This is a genomic window from Citrobacter sp. Cpo069, assembly GCF_030332785.1.
Classification (GTDB): domain Bacteria; phylum Pseudomonadota; class Gammaproteobacteria; order Enterobacterales; family Enterobacteriaceae; genus Citrobacter; species Citrobacter portucalensis.
In genome coordinates, this window is the sequence record NZ_JAOWHD010000042.1 from 304,976 (window position 1) to 330,446 (window position 25,471).

The following is a 25,471-nucleotide window of genomic DNA, read 5'->3' on the forward strand; positions in this document are numbered from 1 at the left end:
TCGCCTGCCTGCAACCCGAAACCCATAGCGTAAACTATCAGGCCTCTGGTTCCTGATCGGGAACCGGAGGTACCACTTCGCCTTCACGCGGCTCATCCGGATTCGGCGCAGGAAGATTCATCAGCTTCGCCAGGATGCTTGCCAGTTTCAGGCGCATTTCCGGACGGCGAACGATCATATCGATAGCGCCTTTTTCAATCAGGAACTCGCTGCGCTGGAATCCCGGCGGCAGTTTCTCACGTACGGTTTGCTCGATAACACGCGGACCAGCGAAGCCGATCAGTGCTTTCGGTTCTGCAATGTTGAGATCGCCCAGCATCGCGAAGCTTGCGGAAACACCACCCATTGTTGGGTCGGTCAGTACAGAAATATACGGTAAACCGCGTTCCTGCATTTTCGCCAGCGCAGCAGAGGTTTTCGCCATCTGCATCAAAGACATCAGCGCTTCCTGCATACGCGCCCCGCCAGAAGCAGAGAAGCAGATCAGTGGACAGTTGTCTTCCAGCGCCTGCTCAACGGCACGGACAAAACGCGCGCCGACCACAGAGCCCATGGAGCCGCCCATAAACGCGAACTCGAATGCAGCAGCAACGACCGGCATACCGTGGAGCGTGCCTTTCATCACCACCAGCGCATCTTTCTCGCCGGTTTCTTTCTGCGCAGAAGCCAGTCTGTCTTTGTATTTTTTGGAGTCACGAAACTTCAGCACGTCTTTCGGCTCAAGCTCGCTACCCAGTTCCACAAGAGAACCTTCATCTAACAGGCTATGCAGGCGATTGCGCGCCGACATGCGCATATGATGGTCACACTTCGGACAGACCTCAAGATTACGTTCCAGCTCAGCACGGTATAAAACCTGACCGCAGCTATCACACTTGGTCCACACCCCTTCAGGAATGCTTGCCTTGCGGGTGGGAGTAATGTTGCTTTTAATTCGTTCAATCCAGCTCATTGGTGACCTTTCTGCCTGAACCCTAGTCAGCTTTGTTATAAGGGGCGCATAATGCCATTTTTGCCCCTAACAGACCATGAATGTTGCACATTAAAACATAACAGCCCGAAACTTTGGATAAAAAAGTGGTCGAACCGCTGAGTTACTTTCTATTTTGCAGCCCGTGACGCAGCACGCTTATGGCGAATTACTTCAATCACCCCCGGCAATACGGAAAGGACTATAATCGCCACAATCAATAATTTCAGGTTTTCCTGGACGATCGGCAGATCGCCGAACAGGTAGCCTGCGTAGGTGAACAACAATACCCACAGCAATGCGCCTACGACGTTATACATCGCAAAGTGACGGTAGGACATATGTCCCATACCGGCAACAAACGGCGCAAATGTACGCACGATTGGCACGAAACGCGCCAGGATAATCGTCTTACCGCCATGACGCTCGTAGAACGCATGGGTTTTATCCAGGTAGCTGCGGCGGAAAATTTTGGAGTTCGGGTTACTGAAAAGTTTTTCCCCGAACAATCGGCCAATCGTGTAGTTCACTGCATCGCCCACAATCGCCGCCACAATCATCAGTGCCACCATCAGATGAACATTAAGATCGTTGGTTGGCAGCGCAGAAAGCGCACCCGCAACAAACAACAGCGAATCCCCTGGCAGGAATGGTGTCACCACCAGCCCGGTTTCACAGAACAGGATCAGAAACAGAATGGCGTATACCCAGATACCGTATTCCGCAACCAGCTCCGCCAGGTGCACATCAATGTGCAGGATAAAATCGATAAGAAAGTAAATCAGGTCCATAGTTTTGCCTTTATACGACTCAAATTAGTCCGCCAGAAATAGCGGGCCCATAGGCGGTTTTGGCAGGTCGAACCGGTCCGGGTAATCTACCGCAACCAGATACAGTCCTTCCGCTTTCGCCGTTGCCGCTGCCAGCGTTCTGTCCTTTGCCGCTAACAGTTCTGCTATCCAGCTCTCCGGCTGGTTGTTGGCGCCAACTTCCATCAGGCTGCCGACAATATTCCTGACCATATGATGTACAAAGGCATTCGCTTTAATATCCACCACCACATATGCACCGAAACGTTCGACGTTAATGTGCATCACGTTTCGCCACGGAGTGCGCGACTGACACTGCACCGCTCGAAACGAGGTAAAATCATTTTCGCCAATCAGACACTGGGCCGCACGATGCATACGCTCAGCGTCCAGCGGTTCATAGTAATGGGTTACCCCTTTACCCAAAACAGCAGGGCGCAACCGATGATTGTAGATGATGTAGCGATAACGGCGAGCCGTGGCGCTAAATCGGGCATGAAAATCATCGGGTACAGCTTTAACCCAGCGCACGGCGATGTCACCAGGTAAATTCGCATTTACCCCCAGTGTCCAGGCCGCATCTTTACGCTGGGCAGTGGTTTCAAAATGCACGACCTGCCCAGTGCCATGAACGCCCGCATCCGTGCGTCCTGCACAAAAAACATTGATGCGTTCATTCGCCACCTGAGAGAGCGCTTTTTCCAGTTTTTCCTGAACGCTACGCACTTCGTTCTGGCGCTGCCAGCCATAATATTTGCTGCCGTCATACTCAATGCCCAGCGCAATTTTATGGGTTGACGGCTGTTGCTGGTCAGACATTAGTACAGGTACTCCTGCACCAGTTTTTCCGCAATTTTCACCGCCATTAACGCGCCGCCAAAGCGTACGTTGTCCGCCACAGACCAGAACTGAACCTGCTCTGGCATACCGTAATCATTATGCACGCAGCCAATAGAAAGGTGCGGCGTGCCCGATGCATCGCCAACCTGGGTCGGGAAATCGGTCTCTTCCGACAACACCACGTCTTCACCGCGTGAGAACGCATCGCGCGCTTCTTCCGCCGCCAACGGGCGCAGGGCCTCAAAATTAACCATCTGCGCGTGGCCATAAAATACCGGGGACTGCACGATGCTGGCAGAGATGAGCAGACCATCATCCTGCATAATTTTGCGCACTTCATCAACGATACGACGTTCTTCACGCACGCTACCTTCACGATCGGGCAGCAGCGGCAGCATGTTGAATGCCAACTGACGGCCAAAGAAATCATCTTCGTCAATCGGGATGCCGTTAAGCAGTTTTGCACTCTGTCCGGCCAGCGCATCCACCGCTTTTTTGCCATGAGCGGAAGCTGAGATAATATTGGTCACCGTAATACGCGAAAGCCCACCGTCATCAATCAACGGTTTCAGCGCAGACAGCAGTTGGCTGGTCAGACTGTTAGGCACCGCAATCACATTGCGGTTACGGTAATCCGCCAGCACGAACGGGTTAACGTCCGGAACCACCAGCGGAACGTCTGGCTCAAGCGCGAACAGACCGCTGCTGTCGATCACCAGGCAACCCGCATTAGTGGCTTCTTCTACCCAGGCGGCGGTGGCTTCAGCGCCCGCAACAAAAAATGCCAACTGCGCCTGCGTCCAGTCAAAGTCTGCAACGTCCTGTACTATGACCGATTTACCGTTAAAACGCAGATGTTCACCGGCGCTTTCATTACGCGCCAGCGCATAAATTTCACCGACCGGGAACTGGCGTTCAGCCAGCGTATCGAGCAGGGCTTCGCCTACGGCGCCCGTTGCGCCCAGAATGGCAATATTCCAGCCTTCAGACATGGTGATTTACTCCAAGAAATACGTAAGCGTCCCTGTCGCATTACTCGACAGGGAGCATTAAGAAGACATTAATGTGCCGGATGATGAACAGCGTTAAAACCCAGCTTACACAATAAGGCAGCAGCCGTTGCGTCGTCACACATCACATATAAAGACGACCATTCACGACGCTCAAGGTAATTTTTACGCAGTTTATCAAACTCACCCGGAATTCCAGCGACTTTGCGCAGCGGCGCATCATCGCGGCGCACATCATACACTAAATGCACCAGCCTTTTCAGCGTTGGCTGATCTAACGGGCCATGCAGGGTGATACGACCAAATTCCGGCGCGGGTAACAGGGTACTGAGCGCAACGTGCTGCTCGTGACCAATAAACTTACTATAGGCCTCAAAGACCTGCGTGGTGCCACGCGCTTTTCCTTCGAGGGTATACCCGGCAATGTGCGCCGTGCCGATATCGGCTTTCTCCAGCAACGCCACATTGAGATCCGGCTCTCCTTCCCAGACATCCAGCACAACGCTCAGCGACTGACCGGCATTCAATCGGTTCAGCAATGCCGTATTGTCGATGACCGGCCCACGGCAGGCGTTGATCAAAATAGTGCCCGGCTTCAACCGGCTAATCAGCGCGTCATCCGCCATGTGCAGCGTTTTGTACGGCCCGTCTTTAAACAGCGGGGTATGGAAAGTCAGCACATCGGCTTGCTCAACCAGTTCATCCAGCGAGCAGAAATTGCCTTCGTCACCGCGATCGGCTCGCGGTGGATCGCACAGCAGCGTGCGGATCCCCAGCGCTTCCAGACGCGCCTGCAAACGCCCGCCAACGTTACCCACACCCACAATGCCTACGGTGCGATCGCGTAACGCAAACCCGTCGCGCTCCGCCAGCATCAGTAACGCTGAAAAAACATATTCTACGACCGCTATTGCGTTACAACCGGGCGCGGCGGAAAAACCGATCCCCGCCTGCGCAAGCCAGGCGTCATCCACATGGTCTGTGCCAGCGGTTGCCGTACCGACAAATTTAACCGGTTTTCCGCCAAGCAGTGATTCATTTACTTTCGTCACCGAGCGCACCATTAAAGCATCCGCATCATCCAGTTCAGCAACGGGAATCGGACGACCGGGAACCGCTTTGACCTCCCCCAAACGACTGAACAGTTCGCGGGCATAGGGCATATTTTCATCAACGAGGATTTTCACGTCTTTCGCACCTGTTTGAGAACGAGAGTTAACCGGGCAAGTGTGCCATAATCTCGCCGCCAGGCATACTGCGAGACCTGGTCAGCACAGATTTAAGGAACAGAGATGATGCAGCCCATTTCAGGTACGCCCGCACGCCCTCCCGGCGAAGGCCAAAATGCCCCTTCCGCTGCGGGTGAACAACCGTTATCCACGCAACAACGTACTGTGCTGGAACGGCTAATTACTCGTTTGATTTCACTCACCCAGCAGCAAAGCGCTGAGGTGTGGGCCGGAATGAAGCACGATCTGGGCGTCAAAAGTGATACGCCACTGCAGTCACGTCACTTTCCTGCCGCTGAGCAAAACCTTAACCAACGACTGGGGGTTGCTCAGCAAAATCATGTTAATCGTCAGGTGCTTTCGCAGCTCACTGAATTACTGAGCCAGGGAAATAATCGCCAGGCGGTGAGTGATTTTATCCGTCAGCAGTATGGGCAAACAGCGCTCAGCCAGCTCACGCCTGAGCAGTTAAAGAACGTGCTCACGCTGCTGCAACAAGGACAGCTGTCGATACCGCAGCCGCAGCAGCGCCCGGCTACCGATCGCCCGTTGCTCCCCGCAGAGCACAATACGCTGAACCAGTTGGTTACCAAACTGGCGGCGGCCACGGGAGAATCCGGGAAGATGATCTGGCAGTCGATGCTGGAGTTGTCTGGCGTAAAAAGCGGTGAGCTGATCCCTGCCAAACAGTTTACGCACCTGGTCACCTGGCTGCAGGCGCGCCAGACGCTCAGCCTGCAAAGCGCACCGACGCTACAAACGCTCCAGGCGGCGCTGAAGCTGCCATTAGAGCCGAATGAGCTGACAGCGATAAAAGAATACGCACAGCAGACGTATCAGATCCAACCACAATCGATTCTGACCACGGTGCAGGTGCAGGACTTGCTCAATCAAATTTTCCTGCGTCGCGTGGAACGAGAACGTGAGCTCATCGATCCGCGTCATCTGCAGCCCATTTACAGCCCGTTCGCGCCGATGATTGAAACGGTTAAATCTCTGTCGGCACGACCGGGACTGCTGTTTGTTGCGTTGATGATTGCGTTAGCCATTTTCTGGCTGGTCGCTTAACCTTTACGCAGCGTAAGCAACGTTACAATAATCCCCACCACGGCGGATATCGCCCCGGCAAGAAACACTGAGGGATAACCGTACGCGGTGGCCAGCACCCCGGCTACCGGACCGCTTATGCCGTAGGAGATATCCTGAAACGCGGCGTAACCGCCCAGCGCCGTACCGCGAACCTGCGCGGGCACTCGCTTCACCACTTCGACGCCCAATGCCGGGAAGATAAGCGAACACCCGGCCCCGGTTAATGCCGCCCCGAGCAGCGCAATCCAGGCCGATGGGGCCTGCCACAGCAAAATCAGCCCCGCTGTTTCCACCAGCAAAGAGACAACGGCAACCTTCACACCGCCGAAGCGGTCCGGCATCCAGCCAAACAGAATGCGCATCAGCACAAACGCCCCACCAAACGCAGTCAGGGTGAACCCCGCCATCGTCCAGCCGTTGCTGACAAAATAGAGTGAAATAAAGGTACCGATCACCGCAAAGCCAACGCCCTGCAGCGCCAGGCCCAGGCCCGGTTTCCATATAAGCCCGACTACGCTCCATAAAGAAGGACGTTCTCCTGCATGCGCAGGCACTTTGCGCACGGTGCCGTTGAATGCCCATGCCAGCAGCGGTAATACCATCGTCGTTCCCGCCAGCGCCGCGAAGCCAAAGTGGCTGTGGATCAACAGGCCCAACGGTGCACCGGCGGCCAACGCGCCGTAAATCGCCATTCCGTTCCACGACATCACCTTACCGGAGCGTGTTGGGCCGACCAGCCCCAACCCCCAGGTCAGCGTACCAGTGAGCAGTTGGCTTTCGCCAAAACCGAGGATCAAACGCCCGACGATTAACAACGCAAATTTTACGGGAACAGAAACAGGCAATAGCGCGGCTAAAAGCCACGCCGCGCCTGCCAGCCCACAGGCAAACATCCCCTGTAGCGCCGAGCGTTTAGCACCATATTGATCGGCTAAGCGCCCGGCGTAGCCGCGCGTTAATACCGTCGCCAGAAACTGTACACCTACGGCGATACCGACCATGGTGTTGCCATAGCCCAGTTCCTGATGCACAAACAGAGGAATCACGGGCAAAGGGAGACCGACCGTCATATAGGTCAGGAAAACTGCAAAAGCGATACGAAACAGCGAAAAGTTCGCCGAAGGTGTTTTTTCTTGTTGGGTTACAGCTGTCATGCGTTACTCCAAAATGCAGAGTAAGGCGAGGAATGTCCACGCCCCCTCTACCTGACTATCAGGATTAAGGTGCGTTGGATAACGTTAAACGCTTACGCATTATCAAGAGGATAATGTTGAAGCTGGAGTCTGCCTGTAAACCCGATCGATTGTCAACGATATAAAAACGGGAGCCTGACGGCTCCCTTTACTGTACAGCATGAGCCGGATATAAGATCCGGCACACTGTCTTATGCTTTCAGCTTACGCATAACCAGCGTTGCGTTAGTGCCGCCAAAGCCGAAGCTGTTGGACATCACGGTAGTCAGCGCCTGCTCGGTCGGTTTGGTCACGATGTTCAGACCTGCCGCCTGCTCATCCAGCTCTTCAATGTTGATGCTCGGCGCGATAAAGCCGTGTTCCAGCATCAGCAGAGAGTAGATAGCTTCCTGTACGCCAGCTGCGCCCAGGGAGTGGCCGGTCATGGCTTTAGTCGCAGAGATTGCCGGGCTGTTGTCGCCAAACACTTCACGAATTGCCCCCAGCTCTTTCACGTCGCCTACCGGGGTAGAGGTACCGTGAGAGTTCAGGTAGTCGATCGGGGTGTCTACACCGTGCATCGCCATTTGCATGCAACGTACTGCGCCTTCGCCAGACGGAGCAACCATGTCTGCGCCATCGGACGTTGCGCCGTAACCGACGATTTCCGCGTAGATATGCGCGCCACGTGCCAGCGCGTGCTCCAGCTCTTCGACCACGACCATACCGCCACCACCAGCGATAACGAAACCGTCACGGTGTGCGTCATAGGTACGGGAAGCTTTTTCCGGTGCATCGTTGTATTTGGTAGACAGCGCGCCCATGGCGTCGAATTCACACGCCATTTCCCAGCACAGCTCTTCGCCGCCGCCAGCAAAAACGATATCCTGTTTGCCCAGCTGAATTTGTTCTACCGCGTTACCGATACAGTGCGCAGATGTCGCACAGGCAGAGCTGATAGAGTAGTTTACGCCGTGGATTTTGAACGGCGTTGCGAGGCAGGCAGAAACGCCGGACGCCATCGCTTTGGTGACCACATACGGGCCAACCGCTTTCAGACCACGCGGGCTACGCATTGCGTCAGCACCGAACACCTGAAAACGCGGGGAGCCGCCGCCGGAACCTGCAATCAGGCCAACGCGCGGGTTGTTCTGGTAATCTTCTGCTGCAAGGCCGGCATCAGCCACTGCCTGTTCCATAGAAAGGAATGCATAGATGGATGCGTCGCTCATAAAGCGCACTACTTTGCGGTCAATGAGGCCAGTGGTATCCAGTTTTACGTTGCCCCAAACGTGGCTACGCATGCCGGAGTCCTTCAGCTCCTGAGAGAAAGTGATCCCTGAACGTCCTTCACGCAGAGATGCCAGGACTTCCTGCTGGTTATTACCGATGCTGGAAACGATGCCCAAGCCAGTAATCACTGCACGTTTCATTCAATACCTCTGTAAGTCGCACTATTTTAAAGTTTCGAGTGGCACAATAGCGTACACTTGTACGCCGAACAAGTCCGATCAGCCATTTAATGTGGAAATTTGCGCAGCCAGGCACTCATCGCTAAGATCGGGGCACAGCCTGCCAGACGAGTAACTTACGTGAAACAATACGCTATACAACCTGCAAACCTTGAATTCAACGCTGAGGGTACACCTGTTTCCCGAGATTTTGACGATGTCTATTTTTCTAATGATAACGGGCTGGAAGAGACACGTTACGTCTTTCTCGGCGGGAATCATCTCGCCCAGCGATTCCCTGCGCATTCACGTCCCCTCTTCGTGGTGGCAGAAAGCGGATTTGGCACCGGACTTAACTTCCTGACGCTCTGGCAGGCATTTACCGGTTTTCGCGATACCCATCCTGAAGCTACCCTGGAAAGATTACATTTCATCAGTTTTGAAAAATATCCGCTAACGCGCGAAGATCTCACCTTAGCCCATCAGCACTGGCCAGAACTTGCCCCGTGGGCCACGGCGCTGCAAGAGCAATGGCCGCTGCCACTGGCGGGATGCCATCGCCTGCTCCTTGATGAAGGACGCGTCACGCTGGATCTGTGGTTTGGCGATATTAACGAACTGACCAGTAAGCTCGATGACTCCCTGAATCAAAAAGTGGACGCCTGGTTTCTGGACGGTTTCGCACCGGCAAAAAATCCGGATATGTGGACGCCAACGCTGTTTAACGCAATGGCCCGTCTGGCTCGTCCCGGCGGTACGCTGGCGACCTTCACCTCAGCGGGCTTTGTGCGTCGGGGGTTGCAGGAAGCCGGGTTTACGATGCAAAAATGCAAAGGCTTTGGTCGCAAACGTGAAATGCTCTGTGGCGTAATGGAACAGACGCTGACGCTCCCTTCATCGGCTCCCTGGTTTGCACGTTCCGGAACAGATAAACGCGAAGCCGCCATTATTGGCGGGGGGATTGCCAGCGCATTGCTGTCGTTGGCGTTACTGCGTCGCGGTTGGCAGGTCACACTCTATTGCGCCGACGATAATCCAGCCGGGGGTGCCTCCGGCAATCGCCAGGGCGCGCTTTATCCGCTACTCAGCAAGCATGACGCGGCCATTAATCTCTTTTTCCCCACCGCGTTTACCTTCGCTCGTCGACTGTATGACGCCCTCCCCGTTGAGTTCGCGCATGACTGGTGCGGTGTGACGCAACTGGCGTGGGATGAAAAAAGCCAGCAAAAAATCGACCAAATGCTGTCCCTTGAATTGCCTGATGCGCTCGCCGTCAGCGTTAACGCAGAGCAGGTTTTACAAACGACCGGCGTCGAAACCGGATGCGGCGGGATTCAGTACCCTGCCGGAGGATGGCTGTGTCCGGCACAGTTAACCGCCGCCGTATTCGACTACGCCGCAACGCTGGGATTACGCACGCGGTATCAACATACGCTGGCCTCGCTGTCTCGCCAGACAGAACACTGGCAATTGACGTTTGCCAGTGGCGAAACCGCCACTCACGCTGCTGTAGTTCTGGCTAACGGGCATCGCATTAACGGCGTTGAGCAAACGCAGTCGCTACCAGCGTACTCCGTAGGCGGTCAGGTGAGTCACATTCCTACTACGCCTTCGCTTTCAGCGCTGCGCCAGGTGCTGTGCTATGACGGCTACCTCACGCCGCACAACCCGCAAAACCAGCAGCACTGCATTGGCGCCAGCTATCATCGCGGAAGTGAAGAAACGGTGTATCGCGCGGACGATCAGCAGCAAAACCGTCAGCGCTTAATAGATTGTTTCCCGAATGCCTCGTGGGCAAAAGAAGTAGACGTTAGTGGCAATGCCGCCCGTTGTGGAGTGCGCTGCGCCACGCGCGATCACATGCCGATGGTCGGCAACGTCGCGGATTATGACGCCACGCTCAGCAAGTATGCCACTCTTGCCGAAGACAAAGTGCACGCCGTAAACGCCCCGGTGTATTCCGATTTATTTATGTTGGGTGCGCTGGGCTCGCGCGGGCTGTGTACTGCCCCGCTGTGTGCAGAAATTCTGGCATCGCAAATGAGCAATGAACCCATACCAATGGATGCCAACACGCTGGCAGCGCTGAATCCGAATCGTCTGTGGGTAAGGAAGTTATTGAAGGGTAAAGCGGTGAAATAAGATACCATCTCGCCATTGCCTGATGGCGCTACGCTTATCCGGCCTACAACCCCCGTCCGCGTAGGCCGGATAAGACGCCTTCGCGTCGCCATCCGGCACAATCCACTGCAATTATTATTGCGTTGCCTTCTGGAACAGTGTGTCCCACATCTCTTTCACTAACGCCTGGTCACGCGGCGAGAGTTCGCCTGCGCTGATGGCTTTTTCCAGGCTGCTGGTCACATTGGCGTACAATGCCTCAGCGGAATGGTCCTCGCCAGCATCCAGCTCAGCCACAGCCAGCGTCAGGTGCCCACGCAAATAGCCACTGGCAAACAACTCATCATCGCTGGCGTGCTCTACCATATCGTCGATTAATGCCAGAATGCGTGATTCAAACTCCGCGATCATCTTATTTCCTCATTGTAAACGTGGCAGCGGCTTCAGTTGAGCGCTTCGGGCCACGGGAATTGTTCCGCCGTAAGTTCAGGCGTGTGATAATAATTCTGTAACGCGTTAATGAAACGCGCCGGACGTTCAGGGATCCCCTTTTCCAGGTACTCCATCACCTGAGTATGAACACGGCGCTGGAATGCCACGCGATCCGGTTCAAAGTCCCCTTCCAGATTGTCGCAACTGACGTTAAACGGGTAGCCCGCCGCCATGCAAAACAACCAGTCAAACGCCTGCGGCTTCACTTCCACATCTTCAAACTGGCATTGTGTCTTCGCGTCGCGTCCGTCCGGACAGTACCAGTAACCGAAATCGACCAGTTCACGACGGGCTTTACCGGCGATGCACCAGTGTGAAATTTCGTGTAACGCACTGGCGTAATAACCATGCGCAAAAACGATACGGTGATACGGTAATTCCGCATCCGCTGGAAGATAGATCGGTTCGTCGTCGCCTTTAATCAGACGGGTATTAAATTCATCGGCAAAGCAGCCGTTAAAAATCTCAATTAACTGTTCGTAGTGATGCGTATTATTCATTAGTTCATCCCCAGCCAGTGGAGAATCTCCTGTCCATGATTATCATAAAGTAGCTTGGCGCTCATCACTGCGGAGACAATAACGATCATTGGCCGAATGAGTTTTTGTCCTTTGCTGAGTACCAGTCGAGAGCCCATCCGTGCGCCAATAAACTGGCCAATGAGCATCACAAAACCTGTCGCCCAAATCACTTTGCCGCCGAGGGCAAACAGCAACAACCCACCGATATTCGATGTGGCATTTAATACTTTGGCGTGGGCCGTCGATTTCGCCAGGTTGTATCCGCACAGCATGACAAAGGCCAGCGCGTAGAATGACCCTGCCGCCGGACCAAAAAAGCCATCGTAAAAGCCGACGCAGCCCCCGGCCACCAGCGCGAAAGGCAAACCGTGCAGTCGGCGCTGTCGGTCCTCTTCCCCGATTTTCGGCATCAACAGAAAGTAAAGGCCAATACAGATAACCAATACTGGCAGGATCTGGCGCAGAACATCTGACTGCACGTGCTGAACCAACAGCGCGCCACTCATTGAGCCGATAAAGGTCATGAAGATATTGAGCTTCTGATCCGCCAGATTAACCACACCCCGACGAATAAAATAGAGGGAGGAAGAGATAGATCCCCCGCAGGCTTGCAGCTTATTGGTTGCCAGCGCTTGCGCAGGTGGCATCCCGGCCGCCATCAATGCCGGGATGGTGAGTAGACCACCACCTCCGGCCAGAGAATCAATAAAACCTGCCAGCATCGCCACAAAAAAAAGCACACCTAACAGCAGTGGCGACACCATAAACAGAGAGGCAAAATGATCCATTAGAGTACATGCTCGTCCAGTAGCGCCTGGCAGGAAGGCGGCAACGGCGGCGGTGTCTTCTTCTCAGGCTTGGTGGTTCCAGGTTTTGGAGGTTCGAACCAGCTTTGCAGCTCTGCGCCACAGCCGTCACCCGGTGGCGGTAACGGTTGATCTTCGCACTCAAGGCTGTCGGCAGGGCAACGTAACCGCACGTGCATATGCGCACGATGCTGGAACCACGGCCGCACTTTACGCAACCAGTCCCTGTCGGTCCCTGCATCCAGACAAAGTTGTTGCTTAATCGCCGGATTCACGAAAATACGCGTTACTTCATTATCTTTTGCAGCCAGCCTGATCAGGCTGAAAATCTCCGGTTTCCACAGTGACGGCACAACACGTTTGCCATCCTGTGAGACCAGATCTAACGCCTGCGGCCGCAGCAGTTGCGACTGGGTCCAGCGCGTTTTCGGCAGTTGCAGGAAAATATCCACATCCAGTCCCGTCTGGTGGCTGGCGTGACCGCCATTGAATCGCCCACCGGCCGGCATACCCATATCGCCGATTAACACCGTGCCCAGTCCTTGACTATTGGCCTGATAACTCAGACGCTGGATAAACCTCACCAGATCCGGATGGCCAAAGTAACGACGCTGATCGGTGCGCATCACCTGATAATGTTCTGACTGTACAGGCAGCGTATCTGCACCAACAATACAGCCATTGGAAAACGCGCCGATAGACTGCGCGCTGCCCGCAACCGGATGGGTAATTTTCTGCCAGGGCGTCGCCGCCAGACAGGCGGTACTGGCAAACAGAGCCAGCGCCGCAAGTGCCGTTTTTTTCATCTCTTACCAGCGTGGAATATCGGTCTTCACGTCCGCATTTTGCGCCCGCTGACGCAGCAGGTGATCCATCAATACGATCGCCAGCATCGCCTCGGCGATCGGTACGGCGCGGATCCCAACGCACGGATCGTGGCGACCTTTAGTGATCATTTCGACTTCTTCACCAAAGCGGTTAATAGTGCGCCCAGGAACGGTAATGCTGGACGTCGGTTTCAGCGCCATATGAGCAATGATTTGTTGCCCGCTGCTGATCCCGCCCAGAATGCCGCCCGCATGGTTACTCTGGAAACCTTCTTTGGTGATTTCGTCACGGTTCTGGCTGCCGCGCAGCGCAACAACGTCAAATCCATCGCCAATCTCAACGCCCTTAACGGCGTTAATGCTCATCAGCGCATGGGCGATGTCGGCATCCAGGCGGTCGAATACAGGTTCGCCGAGACCCGCAGGTACACCGCGTGCAACAACGGTCACCTTCGCTCCGATGGAGTCACCTTCTTTCTTCAGCCCGCGCATCAGTTCGTCCAGCGCTTCGAGTTTATCCGGGTCCGGACAAAAGAACGGGTTAAGTTCCACCTGGGACCAGTCCTTGATCTCCAGCGGAATATCGCCCATCTGCGTCAGGCAGCCGCGGATCTCAACGCCGAATTTTTCCGCCAGATATTTTTTGGCAATCGCTCCGGCCGCCACGCGCATCGCCGTTTCACGTGCGGATGAACGTCCGCCGCCACGGTAGTCGCGCAGGCCATATTTTTGCTCATAGGTATAGTCGGCGTGTCCCGGACGAAAAACGTCCTTAATCGCGCCGTAATCCTGTGAACGCTGATCGGTATTTTCGATCAGCAGGCCAATGCTGGTGCCTGTGGTAACGCCCTCGAACACCCCGGAGAGGATTTTCACCTGATCCGGCTCACGACGCTGCGTAGTGTAGCGCGATGTGCCCGGACGGCGTCTGTCGAGATCGTGCTGCAGGTCAGCTTCTGTCAGAGAAATGCCCGGCGGAACACCATCGACAATACAACCGAGCGCCAGCCCGTGTGATTCGCCGAAAGTGGTTACGCGAAAGAGTTGCCCAATTGTGTTTCCTGCCATCACGGCTCCGTTATGCGTGTTGTGTATGTGCGCGTGTAATTAGTCTTTATAAATGCTGAAGTGCTCGCGAGCAGCAACTAACTGCTCTTTGGTCAGCATGAATACGCCGTCACCGCCGTTGTCGAACTCCAGCCAGGTGAACGGTACATCCGGATATTGCTCTATCAGATGTACCATGCTGTTTCCGACTTCACAAATCAGAATACCGTTATCTGACAGGTAGTCCGGGGCGTTCCCCAGAATGCGGCGGGTAAGTTTCAGCCCATCGCTGCCGGACGCCAGACCCAGCTCAGGTTCGTGACGATATTCGTTTGGCAGATCGGACATATCTTCTGCATCGACATACGGCGGGTTGGTCACAATCAGGTCATACTGGACTTTCAGCAGATCGCGGAACAGATCGGAACGGATCGGCGTGACGTGATGGATCAGGCCGTGTTCTTCAATATTGTGTTCGGTCACCGCCAGCGCGTCAGTGGAAATATCCACCGCATCGACTTCGGCTTCCGGGAAGGCATACGCGCAGGCAATGGCAATACAGCCGCTGCCAGTACACATATCGAGGATATGCTGCGGTTGCTCATTAATAAGGCCCGCAAAGCGGTTATTGATAAGCTCGCCAATCGGTGAACGTGGAACCAGCACGCGTTCATCAACATAAAATTCATGCCCGCAGAACCAAGCTTTGTTGGTCAGATAAGCAACCGGAATGCGCTCGTTGACGCGGCGAATCACGCGTTCAACAATACGATGACGCTCGCTGGAGGTCAGACGCGCGGTACGCATATCTTCTGGAATATCCAACGGCAAATAAAGTGACGGCAGCACCAGTTGTACGGCCTCGTCCCATGGGTTATCCGTGCCATGGCCATACCAGATGTTCGCCGCGCTAAAACGGCTGACCGCCCAACGCAACATGTCCTGAATGGTATGCAGTTCACTCACTGCTTCATCGACGAAAATTTTATCCACGTATTCCTCCAGGGCATGCTCGTATTAATTTCGGCGGCTAGTTTGCCACGAAGACGGCGATAAATCAGCATTCACACGGGGCCTGAACGCGAAAATTGCGTTTTAAGCGATCGGATGCCCGCCGAGTCGGGTTAAACTAACGGAAAATAAAAGTTGAGACTCTCGAATGAAAAAGAAAACATCGCTCAGCGAGGAGGATCAGACGCTGTTTCGCCAGCTGATGACCGGCACGCGTAAAATTAAACAGGACACCATCGTTCACCGACCTCCACGTAAAAAAATTGCCGAGGTTCCGGTTAAAAGACTGCTACAGGAGCAGGCTGATGCCAGCCACTATTTCTCGGATGAGTTTCAGCCGCTGCTGAATACGGACGGCCCGGTAAGATACCTGCGTGCCGACGTCAGCCATTTCGAACTGAAGAAAATGCGCCGTGGCGATTACTCTCCGGAGCTGTTTCTCGATCTGCACGGACTGACCCAGCAACAGGCCAAACAAGAGTTAGGCGCGCTGATTGCCGCCTGTCGTCGCGAACATGTGTTTTGTGCCTGCGTGATGCATGGCCACGGAAAGCATATTCTTAAGCAGCAAGCGCCGCTCTGGCTGGCCCAGCATCCGCACGTGATGGCGTTTCATCAGGCGCCGAAAGAGTACGGTGGTGACGCCGCGCTGCTGGTGCTGATTGAAGTGGAAGAGTGGCTACCGCCTGAACTTCCGTGATGCAGAAAAACAGAAAGAGCCGCATTTGCGGCTCTTTGATTTTCCGGGTGGCGGCTGCGCCTTATCCGGCCTGTTTAAATCGCTTTTGCCATTTTCAGGTTACACGGGCTCATCTGCCAGTTAAAAGTACCCTTCCCGCTCTCATCAAGCGTAACGCTGGCAATCGCTGATGTGGTAAACATCGGCGGTGTTTCGCCCGGGCAAAGCTCAGACACCAGATATCCCACTAAAGGCAAGTGAGAGATAACCAGTGCCGTGGCGATACCTTCATTGGCCAGAGCCTGTAAATAGGCGCTGACCAGACCGACATCGCCGCAGGGAGTCAGCTCCGGCAAAACATCCACACCGGTTGGCAGGTTCATACATTCCCCCACCACATCCAGCGTTTGTTCGGCTCGTAGGAACGGGCTCACCAGAACACGTTCGATATCCACTTTTTGACCTTTCAGCCAGTTCGCCATCAGGCGAGATTCGTCACAACCACAGGAGGTTAAGGGACGAACCGAATCACTGGCGGCATCGAGGGCCGCGTCGCCGTGACGCATGATAAAAACTTGCATATTGCACCGCTTTTGTTAACCAGAATCACCACTACCTTTATTCACAGCCCCTATTGGCTGTGGTAACGATATGGTGGCCGGCATTGTGCCTTATCCATTCACCGAATGAAACGCTGTTTTTTACCTCAACGGCGTAAGTATAGTCAATCTCTGTTTACATTTTGAGCGCGACCCATACATTCAGTGCGGATTCATCCTACCTTTGACCTCATGAATTCAGGTCAGTTTCCCCAATATTCCAGAATCTTTCACTGCGTTCCGCCATCTGCAATAACTGCTCACACGGTGTAAACCGCGAGCCGTACTGCGTGGTCAGCCGTTGCAGAACCGCAACCACTTCACCCGCGCCGAGAGAATCCATATACCTGAACGGGCCGCCGAGGAATGGCGGAAAACCAATACCAAATACAGCGCCGATGTCGCCATCACGTGCGCTGCGGACTATCTTCTCGTCGAAACAACGGGCTGCTTCATTGAGCATTAACATAACGCACCGCTCTGCTATCTGCGCAGCGGTAAGTCGGCCCTGACCCTGGACGCCAATAAGCGTATAAATTGCAGGGTCGACCTGTTTTTTGCTTTTACGCCCTTTCGCACCATAAAGATAGAAACCCCGACCATTTTTTCTACCTTTGCGATCGTCATTCAAAATTGAAGCAACAACATTTGCAGGCGCGCTAAAACGTTCTCCATATGCAGCCTCAAGCACTGGTATAATTTTAGTGCCCGTATCAATTCCGACCTCATCCAAAAGTTGGATTGGCCCAACTGGAAAACCAAACTTAACCAGCGCGGCGTCTATGGTTTCGACCCGCTCGCCTTCGGTCAACATGCGAATCGCTTCGTTAATATAAGGCGCTAAAATGCGGTTAACGTAAAAGCCGGCCTTATCTCTGACCACTATCGGCGTTTTACCCTGTTTTTTCGCTAACTTAACGGTAGTTGCAATCGTCTGCTCAGAGGTCGTGGCATGCGGGATCACTTCGACCAACGGCATTTTTTCCACCGGACTAAAAAAGTGTAAACCAATCACTTGTTCGGGCCTTGCAGCGTTCGCAGCAATATCGCCAATGGGCAAAGATGAGGTGTTAGAAGCAAAAATGGTATGAGGTGCGCAATTTTGCTCAACTTCTGCCACCATCCGTTGTTTTAGTGACAGATCTTCAAATACGGCTTCAATAATTAGATCGCGATGCGCAAAGCCACGGTAGTCGATTGATCCCGAAATCAGCGCCAGTTGTTTATCGCGTTCGCTGGCTTTGATATGACGGCGGCGAACCTTCGTTTCAAGCTGATCCCAGCTGTACTTCAGCGCGTGGTTGATTCCCTTAGCGTTTATATCTTTGATGCGCACAGGCAAGCCGCCTTTACAGGCCGTCACGTAGGCAATACCACCGCCCATCAGACCGCCCCCCAAAATACCTACGCTGTTTAGCGGGCCAGGTTTCGCATCACTTCCGGGATCTTTTTTCACATCGGTGTTGGCAAAAAAGATGTGCCGTAGCGCCTGAGACTGGGATGTCATCACCAGTTCACCAAACGCGCGGGCCTCAGCGTCGTAACCGCTACTGCTGCCTTGCGCTAGCCCGGTTTCGATGACCTCAAGGATACGTTCTGTTGCAGGGTAGTTACCTTGCGTTTTTTGCGCCGTCTTTTTACTGGCCATGCGGAACAACAGCGCCCGCCCCAGCGGCCCCGCCAACACTCGCTCTCTCACGGGCAGTGTTCGATGCGCAGAACTGTCCTGTTTAGCCAGTTCAACGGCCGCTTCCAGCAAAATGGAATGCGGTACAACTTCATCCACTAAACCAACTTTCAGCGCCTGTTTTGCGCGTAATTGTTTTCCGGTGAGGATCATATCCAGTGCGGTACTGACGCCAATCAGGCGCGGCAGCCGCTGCGTACCACCGGAGCCGGGCAACAAGCCAAGCTGTACTTCCGGTAAACCCAGTACGGTTTTAACATCATCGGTACAAATACGGTTGTGGCACGCCAGCGCCATCTCCAGGCCACCGCCGAGGCATGCGCCATGAATCGCGGCGATAACCGGGATCGGCAAGGCATTGATTTCAGCCATCATCTGCTGCCCCTGACGGGCCAACGTTTCGGCTTCCTGCGCGCTGCGACAGCTACCAATCATGTTGATATCCGCCCCGGCAATGAAGTTATCGGGTTTAGCCGAAATAAACACCACGCCGCGCAATGCTCTGTTATCGCGAATTTGTTTCAGAATGGCCCGTACCTGAGAAGCAAACTCCGCTTTCAGGGTGTTCATTTTCTCTCCGGGCACATCAATGGTGACAACAGCAACGTTATCCAGGCGTACGTTTAGTGTAAAAGCCGATGCCATTTCCATTATTCCGCCTCCAGAACCATGGCTGCACCCAAACCACCAGCTGCACAGGCGGTCACTAAACCAAAACCACCGCCACGACGTCGTAACTCATGGAGGGTTTGGGTAATCATGCGCGCACCAGTGGCGGCGAAGGGGTGTCCATAGGCAATCGATCCACCCAGCACGTTAAATTTACTGTCATCAACTTCGCCAGTGGCATGTGCTCTGCCCAGCACGTCGCGGGCAAAACGTTCGCTACCCAGCAACTGAATATTCGCCAGCGTTTGAGCGGCAAAGGCTTCATGCATATCGATTAGGGTTAAATCTGCCATGGTCAGACCCGCTCTTTCCAGAGCAAGCGGCGTTGACCACGCCGGTCCCAGCAGCATGTCCTGCCAGACATCAATGGCGGTAAAGGCAAAACTACGCAAGTATCCCAGCGGCACCAGCCCCAACTCTTTCGCACGCGACTCCGTCATCATGATCACGGCGGCTGCACCGTCCGTCAGTGGGGTACTGTTTGCTGCGGTGACAGTGCCGTGCTTGCGGTCAAACGCCGGACGTAGTTTGGCGTAATCGGCCAGCGTAGAGTTACCGCGAATATTGTTATCTTCTGAAAAAGGATCTTTAAACGGTGGCGCGTAGGTGGTCATTACCTCATCTGCCAGCTTTCCTTCAGCCCACGCCTGAGCGGCACGCTGATGAGAGCGGTGCGCCAGAGCGTCCTGCTGTTCTCGGATAATACCATAGGTTTTGGCCATTTGCTCAGCCGTATCCCCCATACGCAAACCGGTGGAATACTCAGCGACGGCTGGCGGCACAGGCATCAGGTCACGTAAACGCAGTCGGGAAAAGAGTTTAAAGCGTTGACCGGTAGTCCGGGCCTTATTGACATCCACCAGCACCCGCGCCAGCTTTTTACTAACGCCAATAGGCAAGACTGACGAGGAGTCCGCACCACCCGCAATTCCCGCACGAATAGACCCCGCCATCAGGCTTTCCGCGACATTCGCCACTGCCTGAAAACTGGTCGCGCAGGCTCGGCTTACGCTATAGGCATCCGTATGCACATTCATGCCGGTTCCCAGCACGATTTCACGAGCAATATTTGGCGCTTCAGGCATTTGCACCACCTGACCAAAAACCAGTTGATCAATCACATCAGCAGGTATTTCGCTGCGCGCCAGCAGCTCACCGACGACCATTTTTCCTAAATCAACGGCGGGAATGCCATGAAACGCGGTAGCCTGACGAGCAAATGGCGTACGCAACCCACTTACAATGGCAATACGGTCGCCCTGGCGGGTAACCAGCGGTAAAGCCTGACTCATAACACTCCCCTGTAAAAAAATAAAATAAGTGGTCTGACCTGATCATAGTCTTAACCAATTTTTTACATTTAGCCAAGCGGAGAGAAAAGAAAGTGGGAGCTAAGACACAGTGAATAATCACTGACAGTTACGAAAAAGCCCTTGCTATCTGATAGCAAGGGCTTTTGCAGAGGGGGATTAACGCAGGCCCAGCTGGAAGATCAGCGTTTCAGCTTCACAGGCAAAAACAAAGTCGATATCCAGACGCACACCTTCTGACTCTTCAGTAAAGGTCGAGGTGATTTGGCAAGGCTCAGATTCCACGCCACGCGCCTTTTCGGTCAGAGCGGCCAGCGTTTCTTCTGCCTCTGCGCGATTCGCGAACACACGGCTGTAGGACGCGGTGCAATCGGAGTTGTCCATGATGGTGCCAACATCCATACAGCAGCAAACCGGGGTTTCATCAGCACTGCATTTACTCATTGTAGATTTCCTCTGTATTCGCACCTGAGGTGCCAGATAAACGATAGGGATATTTTACGCTCCCATTATTCGCCTCTCCAGTCGTTAATTGTATGAAATGCGATAAGTGACCGAAATCACACTTAAAAATGATCTAAAACAAAAATCGCCCAAACAGGTGAGTGCGCACCCCCGCAATTTTGCCAGCTGGATCGCGTTTCTCTGATCAAATTTGAAAATATTTATAAACATACTTGCAACATTCCAGCTGGTCCGACCTATACTCACGCCACTGGTCTGATTTCTAAGTCGTACCTCAGACCCTACACTTCGCGCTCCTGTTACGGCATGTAACATTGTTTGTATAAAAATAAATCTATGAGGTTATGGTCATGAGCCAGAAAACCCTGTTTACAAAGTCTGCTCTCGCAGTCGCAGTGGCAATTATCTCCACACAGGCCTGGTCTGCAGGCTTTCAGTTAAACGAATTTTCTTCCTCTGGCCTTGGCCGGGCATATTCGGGTGAAGGCGCAATTGCAGATGATGCAGGTAACGCCAGTCGTAACCCGGCACTAATTATGATGTTCGATCGCCCTACTTTCTCAGCAGGTGCAATTTTCGTTGACCCAGATGTAGATATTTCCGGTCGCTCGCGTATTGGCAATGACGCCAGCCAGGATAATATCGCCCCAACAGCCTGGATACCAAACGTGCATTTTGTTGCTCCGATTAACGATCAGTTTGGTTGGGGGGCCTCAGTCACCTCTAACTACGGCCTGGCTACGGAGTTTAACAATAATTACACAGCAGGCTCGATGGGCGGAAAAACCGATCTGGAAACGCTCAATCTAAACCTGAGCGGTGCTTATCGCCTGAACAATCATTTTAGCTTCGGTCTCGGTTTAAACGCCGTCTATGCAAAAGCGAAGCTTGAACGCTATGCTGGCGATTTACCACAGCAGATCGTTGCAGGCTCCGGGGGCAGAATTCCTCCATCACTGGCCGCGCAATATCCGGCAGATACACAGATTGCGCGCCTGAAAGGTGACGAGTGGGGCTTCGGTTGGAATGCTGGCCTTCTTTATGAAGTAGATAAAGATAACCGCTACGGTTTCACCTACCGTTCTGAAGTAAAAATTGACTTCAACGGTGATTACCGCAGCAATCTGCCATCAATGGACCGTATTCCTGCGCAGTTGCGTCCGGTGTTCGCCAGCCTGCCAGCAGGAACCAACGGCAGTACGATCGATGGTTCACTTGATCTGAACCTGCCAGAAATGTGGGAGTTTTCAGGCTATAACCGCGTTGCACCACAGTGGGCGGTTCACTACAGCATGGCTTATACCAGCTGGAGTCAGTTCCAGGAGCTGAAAGCAAAAGGCAACAACGGCCAAACCTTGTTCTATAAAGAAGAAGGCTTCAAAGACTCTTATCGCATCGCGCTCGGTACTACCTATTACTATGATGATACCTGGACGTTCCGTACCGGTATCGCCTTTGATGATAGCCCGGTTCCGGCAAACCGTCGTTCCATCTCTATTCCGGATCAGGACCGCTTCTGGCTGAGTGCGGGTACAACCTACGCCTTTAATAAGGATGCATCGTTGGATGTTGGCATCTCTTATATGCACGGTCAGAAAGTGAAATTCGAAGAAGGCCCATACTCCTTTGAATCTGAAGGGAAAGCCTGGTTGTACGGTATGAACTTGAACTACGCATTCTGATTTTCTTCAGACGTAAAAAAGGTGAGCTTTTTAGCTCACCTTTTTATTTGCCCAATTCCTTACTCAGAATCGATCTCTTTTAAATCATCCTGAATATCTTTCGCGTTCGGGTTTTCTTCTGGTTTGAGTTTCCCGCCGTTCGCAATAAAGTCATGACGCTGGAAGTAAGCTTCACGCACCATGATGTAAGGATCGGAAGACTGACGCAGCAGACCGTCAGAGTCGAGCAATTGCGCGCGAGTTTCAATCCCTTCAACCGTCCATTTGCCTATCGACAACGGCCAGGTCAGCCAGGACAGTACCGGATACAGTGTATCGACCATATCACCACCGTCATCACGCAGCGTGAAACTACCGTAGAACGGAAGCTGCATATACGGCCCGTAACCAACATCATAGTGGCCTAACGTACTGCCAAAGCGGTGTGGTTCAACGCGCTGCAACTTCGGATTAGCCATACCTGCCACATCGATAAAGCCGCCCATACCTAACAGGGTATTCAGGAAGAAACGGGTAAAGTGCACCATCCCCTGATAAGGATCGCCTTGCAGGAAATAGTTGACCATGACGGCCGGCTCTTCAAGGTTCCCCGTAAAGTTGCTTAAACCATTACGCGCCGGCTGCGGAACATAGTCACGCCAGGCAACAGCTACGGGTCTAACAACGTATGGATCTAAAACATTAAAGTTGAAGTTGTACATGGTGCGGTTGAACCCTTCAAATGGGTCCGAACGCCCCTGCTGTTCAGTACCGGAGCTCGCACACCCCACCAAAAGTGTGGTTCCCAGCGCAAGCGCCGACAGGCGAAGCTTCATAAGTGTCTCCCTGTGTTTTATGGCTATCGCTGATTGCCATCCATGACGGAACGATGACGTATCCGCCTGTTTAGATGTGAGCGATTGTAACAGCACGTCAAATGATGTCTATATACCCTGTCTTACTGATTTGATCATAGCCTGGTAATGCGCACTCCGCGGCGGTTCTATTCTAACTAACCCGATAAAAACAAACGTTACTATTTTTGCTATCTCAGACTTTCTCCCGCTGATTTTCAGACAAAAGCCGCTACGCTTTAGCAATACGTGCTTATTCAGGATTCGGCTATGAATGACATCAAGAAAGATAAGATTGATCGACACAGCGACGAACTCGAGGTGGAAAGCGATGAAAAGCTAACAGGGAAAAAGATAGAGCTTGATGAGGACAGACTCCCCTCCCGCGCCATGGCAATCCATGAACATATTCGCCAGGATGGGGAGAAGGAGATGGAGCGCGACGCGATGGCCCTACTGTGGTCAGCCATCGCAGCAGGACTATCGATGGGCGCCTCGCTACTGGCAAAAGGGATTTTTCACGTACAGCTGGAAGGTGTGCCAGGGGGATTTTTACTCGAGAACCTCGGTTATACCTTCGGCTTTATTATTGTCATTATGGCCCGCCAGCAACTTTTTACCGAAAATACCGTCACCGCCGTACTGCCGGTGATGCAAAACCCTACCCTCGGCAATTTTGGCCTGTTGATGCGCCTGTGGAGCGTGGTTCTGCTGGGTAATATTATTGGCACCGGGGTTGCCGCATGGGCCTTTGAACATATGCCGATTTTTGATGAAGAGACCCGCGATGCTTTTGTCAAAATCGGCATGGATGTGATGAAAAATACGCCAACAGAGATGTTTTCCAACGCCATCATTTCTGGCTGGTTAATTGCCACCATGGTGTGGATGTTTCCCGCCGCCGGAGCGGCAAAAATTGTGGTCATTATTCTGATGACCTGGCTGATTGCCCTCGGTGATACCACACATATCGTCGTCGGCTCGGTGGAAATTCTCTATTTGGTCTTTAATGGCACGCTGCACTGGAGTGATTTTTTCTGGCCCTTTGCGCTACCAACGCTCGCCGGGAATATCTGTGGCGGAACGTTTATTTTCGCGCTAATGAGCCATGCGCAGATCCGCAATGATATGAGCAACAAACGCAAGGAAGAAGCCAGGTTGCAAGCAAAGCGTGATGAGCAAAAGCAGAAAAACCAGAAAAAACAGGCCTGAATGGTGACTGTTTGAGCAGTCGGGCGGCCTGAGACTTACCGTTGTGAGTAAAAAACGCTATACTCGTGCCGCTTCGTCCCCTTAGTTAAATGGATATAACGAGCCCCTCCTAAGGGCTAGTTGCAGGTTCGATTCCTGCAGGGGACACCATGAATTCTTAGGCATCCAGTCAAAATTCTTTCATTTACCAGTCAGTTCATCCTTGGGCCAGGCGGTAAAACGGCACATTCCTCACTGTTGCAGTAAGATTGTCGGACACCATTGTCTGCTTTGTCGCTATCCGCATCCCTGCTTTTCTCAGCCTCAACACATCAGCGGCAATACGCTGGCTGCCAAACCAGAAAAGCCCGTCCAGCGCAGTGACATCAAGGCCCGATTCCAGTGCCAGCTTCAGACGTTCACGCGGCGCTTTTACTGTTTTAGCAATCTGCTGATATGGCGCTTCGCTTGAACCTGCAGGACTAATGCGCCGGATACGATGTGACAGGCGGTACTGAAATTCATCCGGTATCCCACCGAGACTCGCTTTCAGGCTGTAAACACAACCAAAGCGTTTGCCGTTAAAGATGACGTTTTTCTGACTAAGCTGCAGCTCTTCACGCACGCTGGCAATCAGTTGTGGAGTACGGAGTAATAACAAGCGGAAAGGCAGCTCAAAGCTGGTCACATAGTCCACATTCAATAAAGCAATACGCAGACGTTCTTGGGGCCCCGCCTTCATTTCCCGGCATTCAGCAATAACATCAGCCCACTGGCCGGTAAGACGGGAACACTCTGTCGCCTCAGTAAAACTATATTTTTCAGCCTGATAATCAATACGCTCGGTCACACTGAATTCCCTTCTGGCCAGATCTCGGTATTGGTTGCTCACTTTACCAGCGACGACATCCCTGTGTCAGAAATCTTTTTCTAACCCACTGAAAGTGCCTGACCAATCTTC

The 25,471-nt window shown here is 53.3% G+C and carries 24 protein-coding genes and 1 tRNA gene; 6 read left to right on the forward strand and 19 right to left on the reverse strand.

Annotation, left to right across the window (positions count from 1 at the left end; all coding sequences use genetic code 11):
* Window positions 1-37: 37 nt before the first annotated feature.
* The 5 genes from accD to pdxB all read right to left on the reverse strand — a co-directional run bounded on the left by accD (window position 38) and on the right by pdxB (window position 4,816).
* Window positions 38-952 carry an acetyl-CoA carboxylase, carboxyltransferase subunit beta gene (accD, locus tag OGY08_RS05915; protein WP_003834797.1) on the reverse strand — a complete coding sequence of 305 codons (915 nt, stop codon included), beginning with the start codon at window positions 950-952 and terminating at the stop codon, window positions 38-40.
* A 149-nt stretch (window positions 953-1,101) separates the two neighbouring features.
* Window positions 1,102-1,761 (reverse strand): DedA family protein, encoded by a 660-nt coding sequence (locus OGY08_RS05920; protein WP_003028140.1) that lies wholly within the window; start codon window positions 1,759-1,761, stop codon window positions 1,102-1,104.
* 24 nt (window positions 1,762-1,785) lie between these two features.
* Window positions 1,786-2,598, reverse strand: coding sequence for a tRNA pseudouridine(38-40) synthase TruA (truA, locus tag OGY08_RS05925; RefSeq protein ID WP_003028142.1), 813 nt, complete (start codon window positions 2,596-2,598; stop codon window positions 1,786-1,788).
* Window positions 2,598-3,611, reverse strand: a complete 1,014-nt coding sequence (locus OGY08_RS05930) for an aspartate-semialdehyde dehydrogenase (protein ID WP_008785360.1) — start codon at window positions 3,609-3,611, stop codon at window positions 2,598-2,600. The genes truA and OGY08_RS05930 overlap by 1 nt, the downstream gene beginning before the upstream one ends.
* A 68-nt stretch (window positions 3,612-3,679) precedes the next feature.
* The gene (pdxB, locus tag OGY08_RS05935) at window positions 3,680-4,816 is read right to left on the reverse strand and encodes a 4-phosphoerythronate dehydrogenase PdxB (RefSeq protein WP_079939919.1); all 1,137 of its coding nucleotides are present in this window, start codon (window positions 4,814-4,816) and stop codon (window positions 3,680-3,682) included.
* A 108-nt stretch (window positions 4,817-4,924) separates the two neighbouring features.
* Here pdxB and flk point away from each other — a divergent pair, with 108 nt between their 5' ends.
* Window positions 4,925-5,926: a flagella biosynthesis regulator Flk gene (gene flk / locus OGY08_RS05940; RefSeq protein ID WP_048216403.1), complete on the forward strand. Its 1,002-nt coding sequence runs from the start codon at window positions 4,925-4,927 to the stop codon at window positions 5,924-5,926.
* Here the strand turns inward: flk and OGY08_RS05945 are convergent.
* Entirely contained in the window at window positions 5,923-7,101 is a 1,179-nt protein-coding gene (locus OGY08_RS05945; protein WP_003834805.1) for an MFS transporter, read from the reverse strand. The genes flk and OGY08_RS05945 overlap by 4 nt on opposite strands.
* A gap of 230 nt (window positions 7,102-7,331) precedes the next feature.
* Window positions 7,332-8,552, reverse strand: a complete 1,221-nt coding sequence (gene fabB, locus OGY08_RS05950) for a beta-ketoacyl-ACP synthase I (protein WP_008785363.1) — start codon at window positions 8,550-8,552, stop codon at window positions 7,332-7,334.
* 159 nt (window positions 8,553-8,711) lie between these two features.
* Between fabB and mnmC the strand changes: the two genes are divergently transcribed.
* Window positions 8,712-10,712 carry a bifunctional tRNA (5-methylaminomethyl-2-thiouridine)(34)-methyltransferase MnmC2/FAD-dependent 5-carboxymethylaminomethyl-2-thiouridine(34) oxidoreductase MnmC1 gene (gene mnmC / locus OGY08_RS05955; protein WP_057067947.1) on the forward strand — a complete coding sequence of 667 codons (2,001 nt, stop codon included), beginning with the start codon at window positions 8,712-8,714 and terminating at the stop codon, window positions 10,710-10,712.
* 114 nt (window positions 10,713-10,826) lie between these two features.
* Here mnmC and OGY08_RS05960 read toward each other — a convergent pair whose 3' ends face one another.
* Genes OGY08_RS05960 through prmB form a run of 6 tightly spaced genes read right to left on the reverse strand, consistent with a single transcriptional unit; the run spans window position 10,827 to window position 15,377 of the window.
* The gene (locus OGY08_RS05960; RefSeq protein WP_003028163.1) at window positions 10,827-11,102 is read right to left on the reverse strand and encodes a YfcL family protein; all 276 of its coding nucleotides are present in this window, start codon (window positions 11,100-11,102) and stop codon (window positions 10,827-10,829) included.
* A 32-nt stretch (window positions 11,103-11,134) separates the two neighbouring features.
* On the reverse strand, window positions 11,135-11,683 hold the full coding sequence (locus tag OGY08_RS05965; protein WP_032944098.1) for an elongation factor P hydroxylase: 549 nt from the start codon (window positions 11,681-11,683) through the stop codon (window positions 11,135-11,137).
* Window positions 11,683-12,492: a sulfite exporter TauE/SafE family protein gene (locus OGY08_RS05970; protein ID WP_003834821.1), complete on the reverse strand. Its 810-nt coding sequence runs from the start codon at window positions 12,490-12,492 to the stop codon at window positions 11,683-11,685. Before OGY08_RS05970 ends, OGY08_RS05965 begins: the two co-directional genes overlap by 1 nt.
* A complete protein-coding gene (mepA, locus tag OGY08_RS05975; protein ID WP_032944099.1) occupies window positions 12,492-13,316 on the reverse strand; it encodes a penicillin-insensitive murein endopeptidase in 825 nt (274 codons plus the stop codon). Before mepA ends, OGY08_RS05970 begins: the two co-directional genes overlap by 1 nt.
* Window positions 13,317-13,319: 3 nt before the next feature.
* Entirely contained in the window at window positions 13,320-14,405 is a 1,086-nt protein-coding gene (aroC, locus tag OGY08_RS05980; RefSeq protein WP_003834825.1) for a chorismate synthase, read from the reverse strand.
* 39 nt (window positions 14,406-14,444) lie between these two features.
* On the reverse strand, window positions 14,445-15,377 hold the full coding sequence (gene prmB / locus OGY08_RS05985; protein WP_003028173.1) for a 50S ribosomal protein L3 N(5)-glutamine methyltransferase: 933 nt from the start codon (window positions 15,375-15,377) through the stop codon (window positions 14,445-14,447).
* Between the two features lie 166 nt (window positions 15,378-15,543).
* Between prmB and smrB the strand changes: the two genes are divergently transcribed.
* On the forward strand, window positions 15,544-16,095 hold the full coding sequence (gene smrB / locus OGY08_RS05990) for an endonuclease SmrB (RefSeq protein WP_125363385.1): 552 nt from the start codon (window positions 15,544-15,546) through the stop codon (window positions 16,093-16,095).
* Between the two features lie 74 nt (window positions 16,096-16,169).
* Here smrB and sixA read toward each other — a convergent pair whose 3' ends face one another.
* From sixA to OGY08_RS06010, 4 genes are all read right to left on the reverse strand, one after another.
* Complete coding sequence (gene sixA / locus OGY08_RS05995; protein WP_003028179.1) at window positions 16,170-16,655, reverse strand: phosphohistidine phosphatase SixA; 486 nt, start codon at window positions 16,653-16,655, stop codon at window positions 16,170-16,172.
* Window positions 16,656-16,863: 208 nt separating this feature from the next.
* Complete coding sequence (fadJ, locus tag OGY08_RS06000; protein ID WP_241176539.1) at window positions 16,864-19,011, reverse strand: fatty acid oxidation complex subunit alpha FadJ; 2,148 nt, start codon at window positions 19,009-19,011, stop codon at window positions 16,864-16,866.
* Window positions 19,011-20,321 carry an acetyl-CoA C-acyltransferase FadI gene (gene fadI, locus OGY08_RS06005; protein ID WP_125363387.1) on the reverse strand — a complete coding sequence of 437 codons (1,311 nt, stop codon included), beginning with the start codon at window positions 20,319-20,321 and terminating at the stop codon, window positions 19,011-19,013. Before fadI ends, fadJ begins: the two co-directional genes overlap by 1 nt.
* A 177-nt stretch (window positions 20,322-20,498) precedes the next feature.
* Window positions 20,499-20,783 (reverse strand): YfcZ/YiiS family protein, encoded by a 285-nt coding sequence (locus OGY08_RS06010; RefSeq protein WP_003834838.1) that lies wholly within the window; start codon window positions 20,781-20,783, stop codon window positions 20,499-20,501.
* Window positions 20,784-21,154: 371 nt separating this feature from the next.
* Here OGY08_RS06010 and fadL point away from each other — a divergent pair, with 371 nt between their 5' ends.
* Window positions 21,155-22,486: a long-chain fatty acid transporter FadL gene (fadL, locus tag OGY08_RS06015; RefSeq protein ID WP_020996688.1), complete on the forward strand. Its 1,332-nt coding sequence runs from the start codon at window positions 21,155-21,157 to the stop codon at window positions 22,484-22,486.
* A 59-nt stretch (window positions 22,487-22,545) separates the two neighbouring features.
* On the opposite strand, the gene mlaA is transcribed toward fadL, so the two are convergent.
* Window positions 22,546-23,301, reverse strand: coding sequence for a phospholipid-binding lipoprotein MlaA (gene mlaA / locus OGY08_RS06020; protein ID WP_003028190.1), 756 nt, complete (start codon window positions 23,299-23,301; stop codon window positions 22,546-22,548).
* A 288-nt stretch (window positions 23,302-23,589) separates the two neighbouring features.
* Here mlaA and OGY08_RS06025 point away from each other — a divergent pair, with 288 nt between their 5' ends.
* Together OGY08_RS06025 and OGY08_RS06030 are read left to right on the forward strand one after the other, a co-directional pair.
* On the forward strand, window positions 23,590-24,531 hold the full coding sequence (locus tag OGY08_RS06025; RefSeq protein ID WP_003834842.1) for a formate/nitrite transporter family protein: 942 nt from the start codon (window positions 23,590-23,592) through the stop codon (window positions 24,529-24,531).
* 75 nt (window positions 24,532-24,606) lie between these two features.
* Window positions 24,607-24,681: transfer RNA gene (locus OGY08_RS06030), tRNA-Arg, on the forward strand.
* A 46-nt stretch (window positions 24,682-24,727) separates the two neighbouring features.
* On the opposite strand, the gene OGY08_RS06035 is transcribed toward OGY08_RS06030, so the two are convergent.
* On the reverse strand, window positions 24,728-25,360 hold the full coding sequence (locus OGY08_RS06035; RefSeq protein ID WP_048215836.1) for an ECs1377 family protein: 633 nt from the start codon (window positions 25,358-25,360) through the stop codon (window positions 24,728-24,730).
* Window positions 25,361-25,471 lie beyond the last annotated feature (111 nt).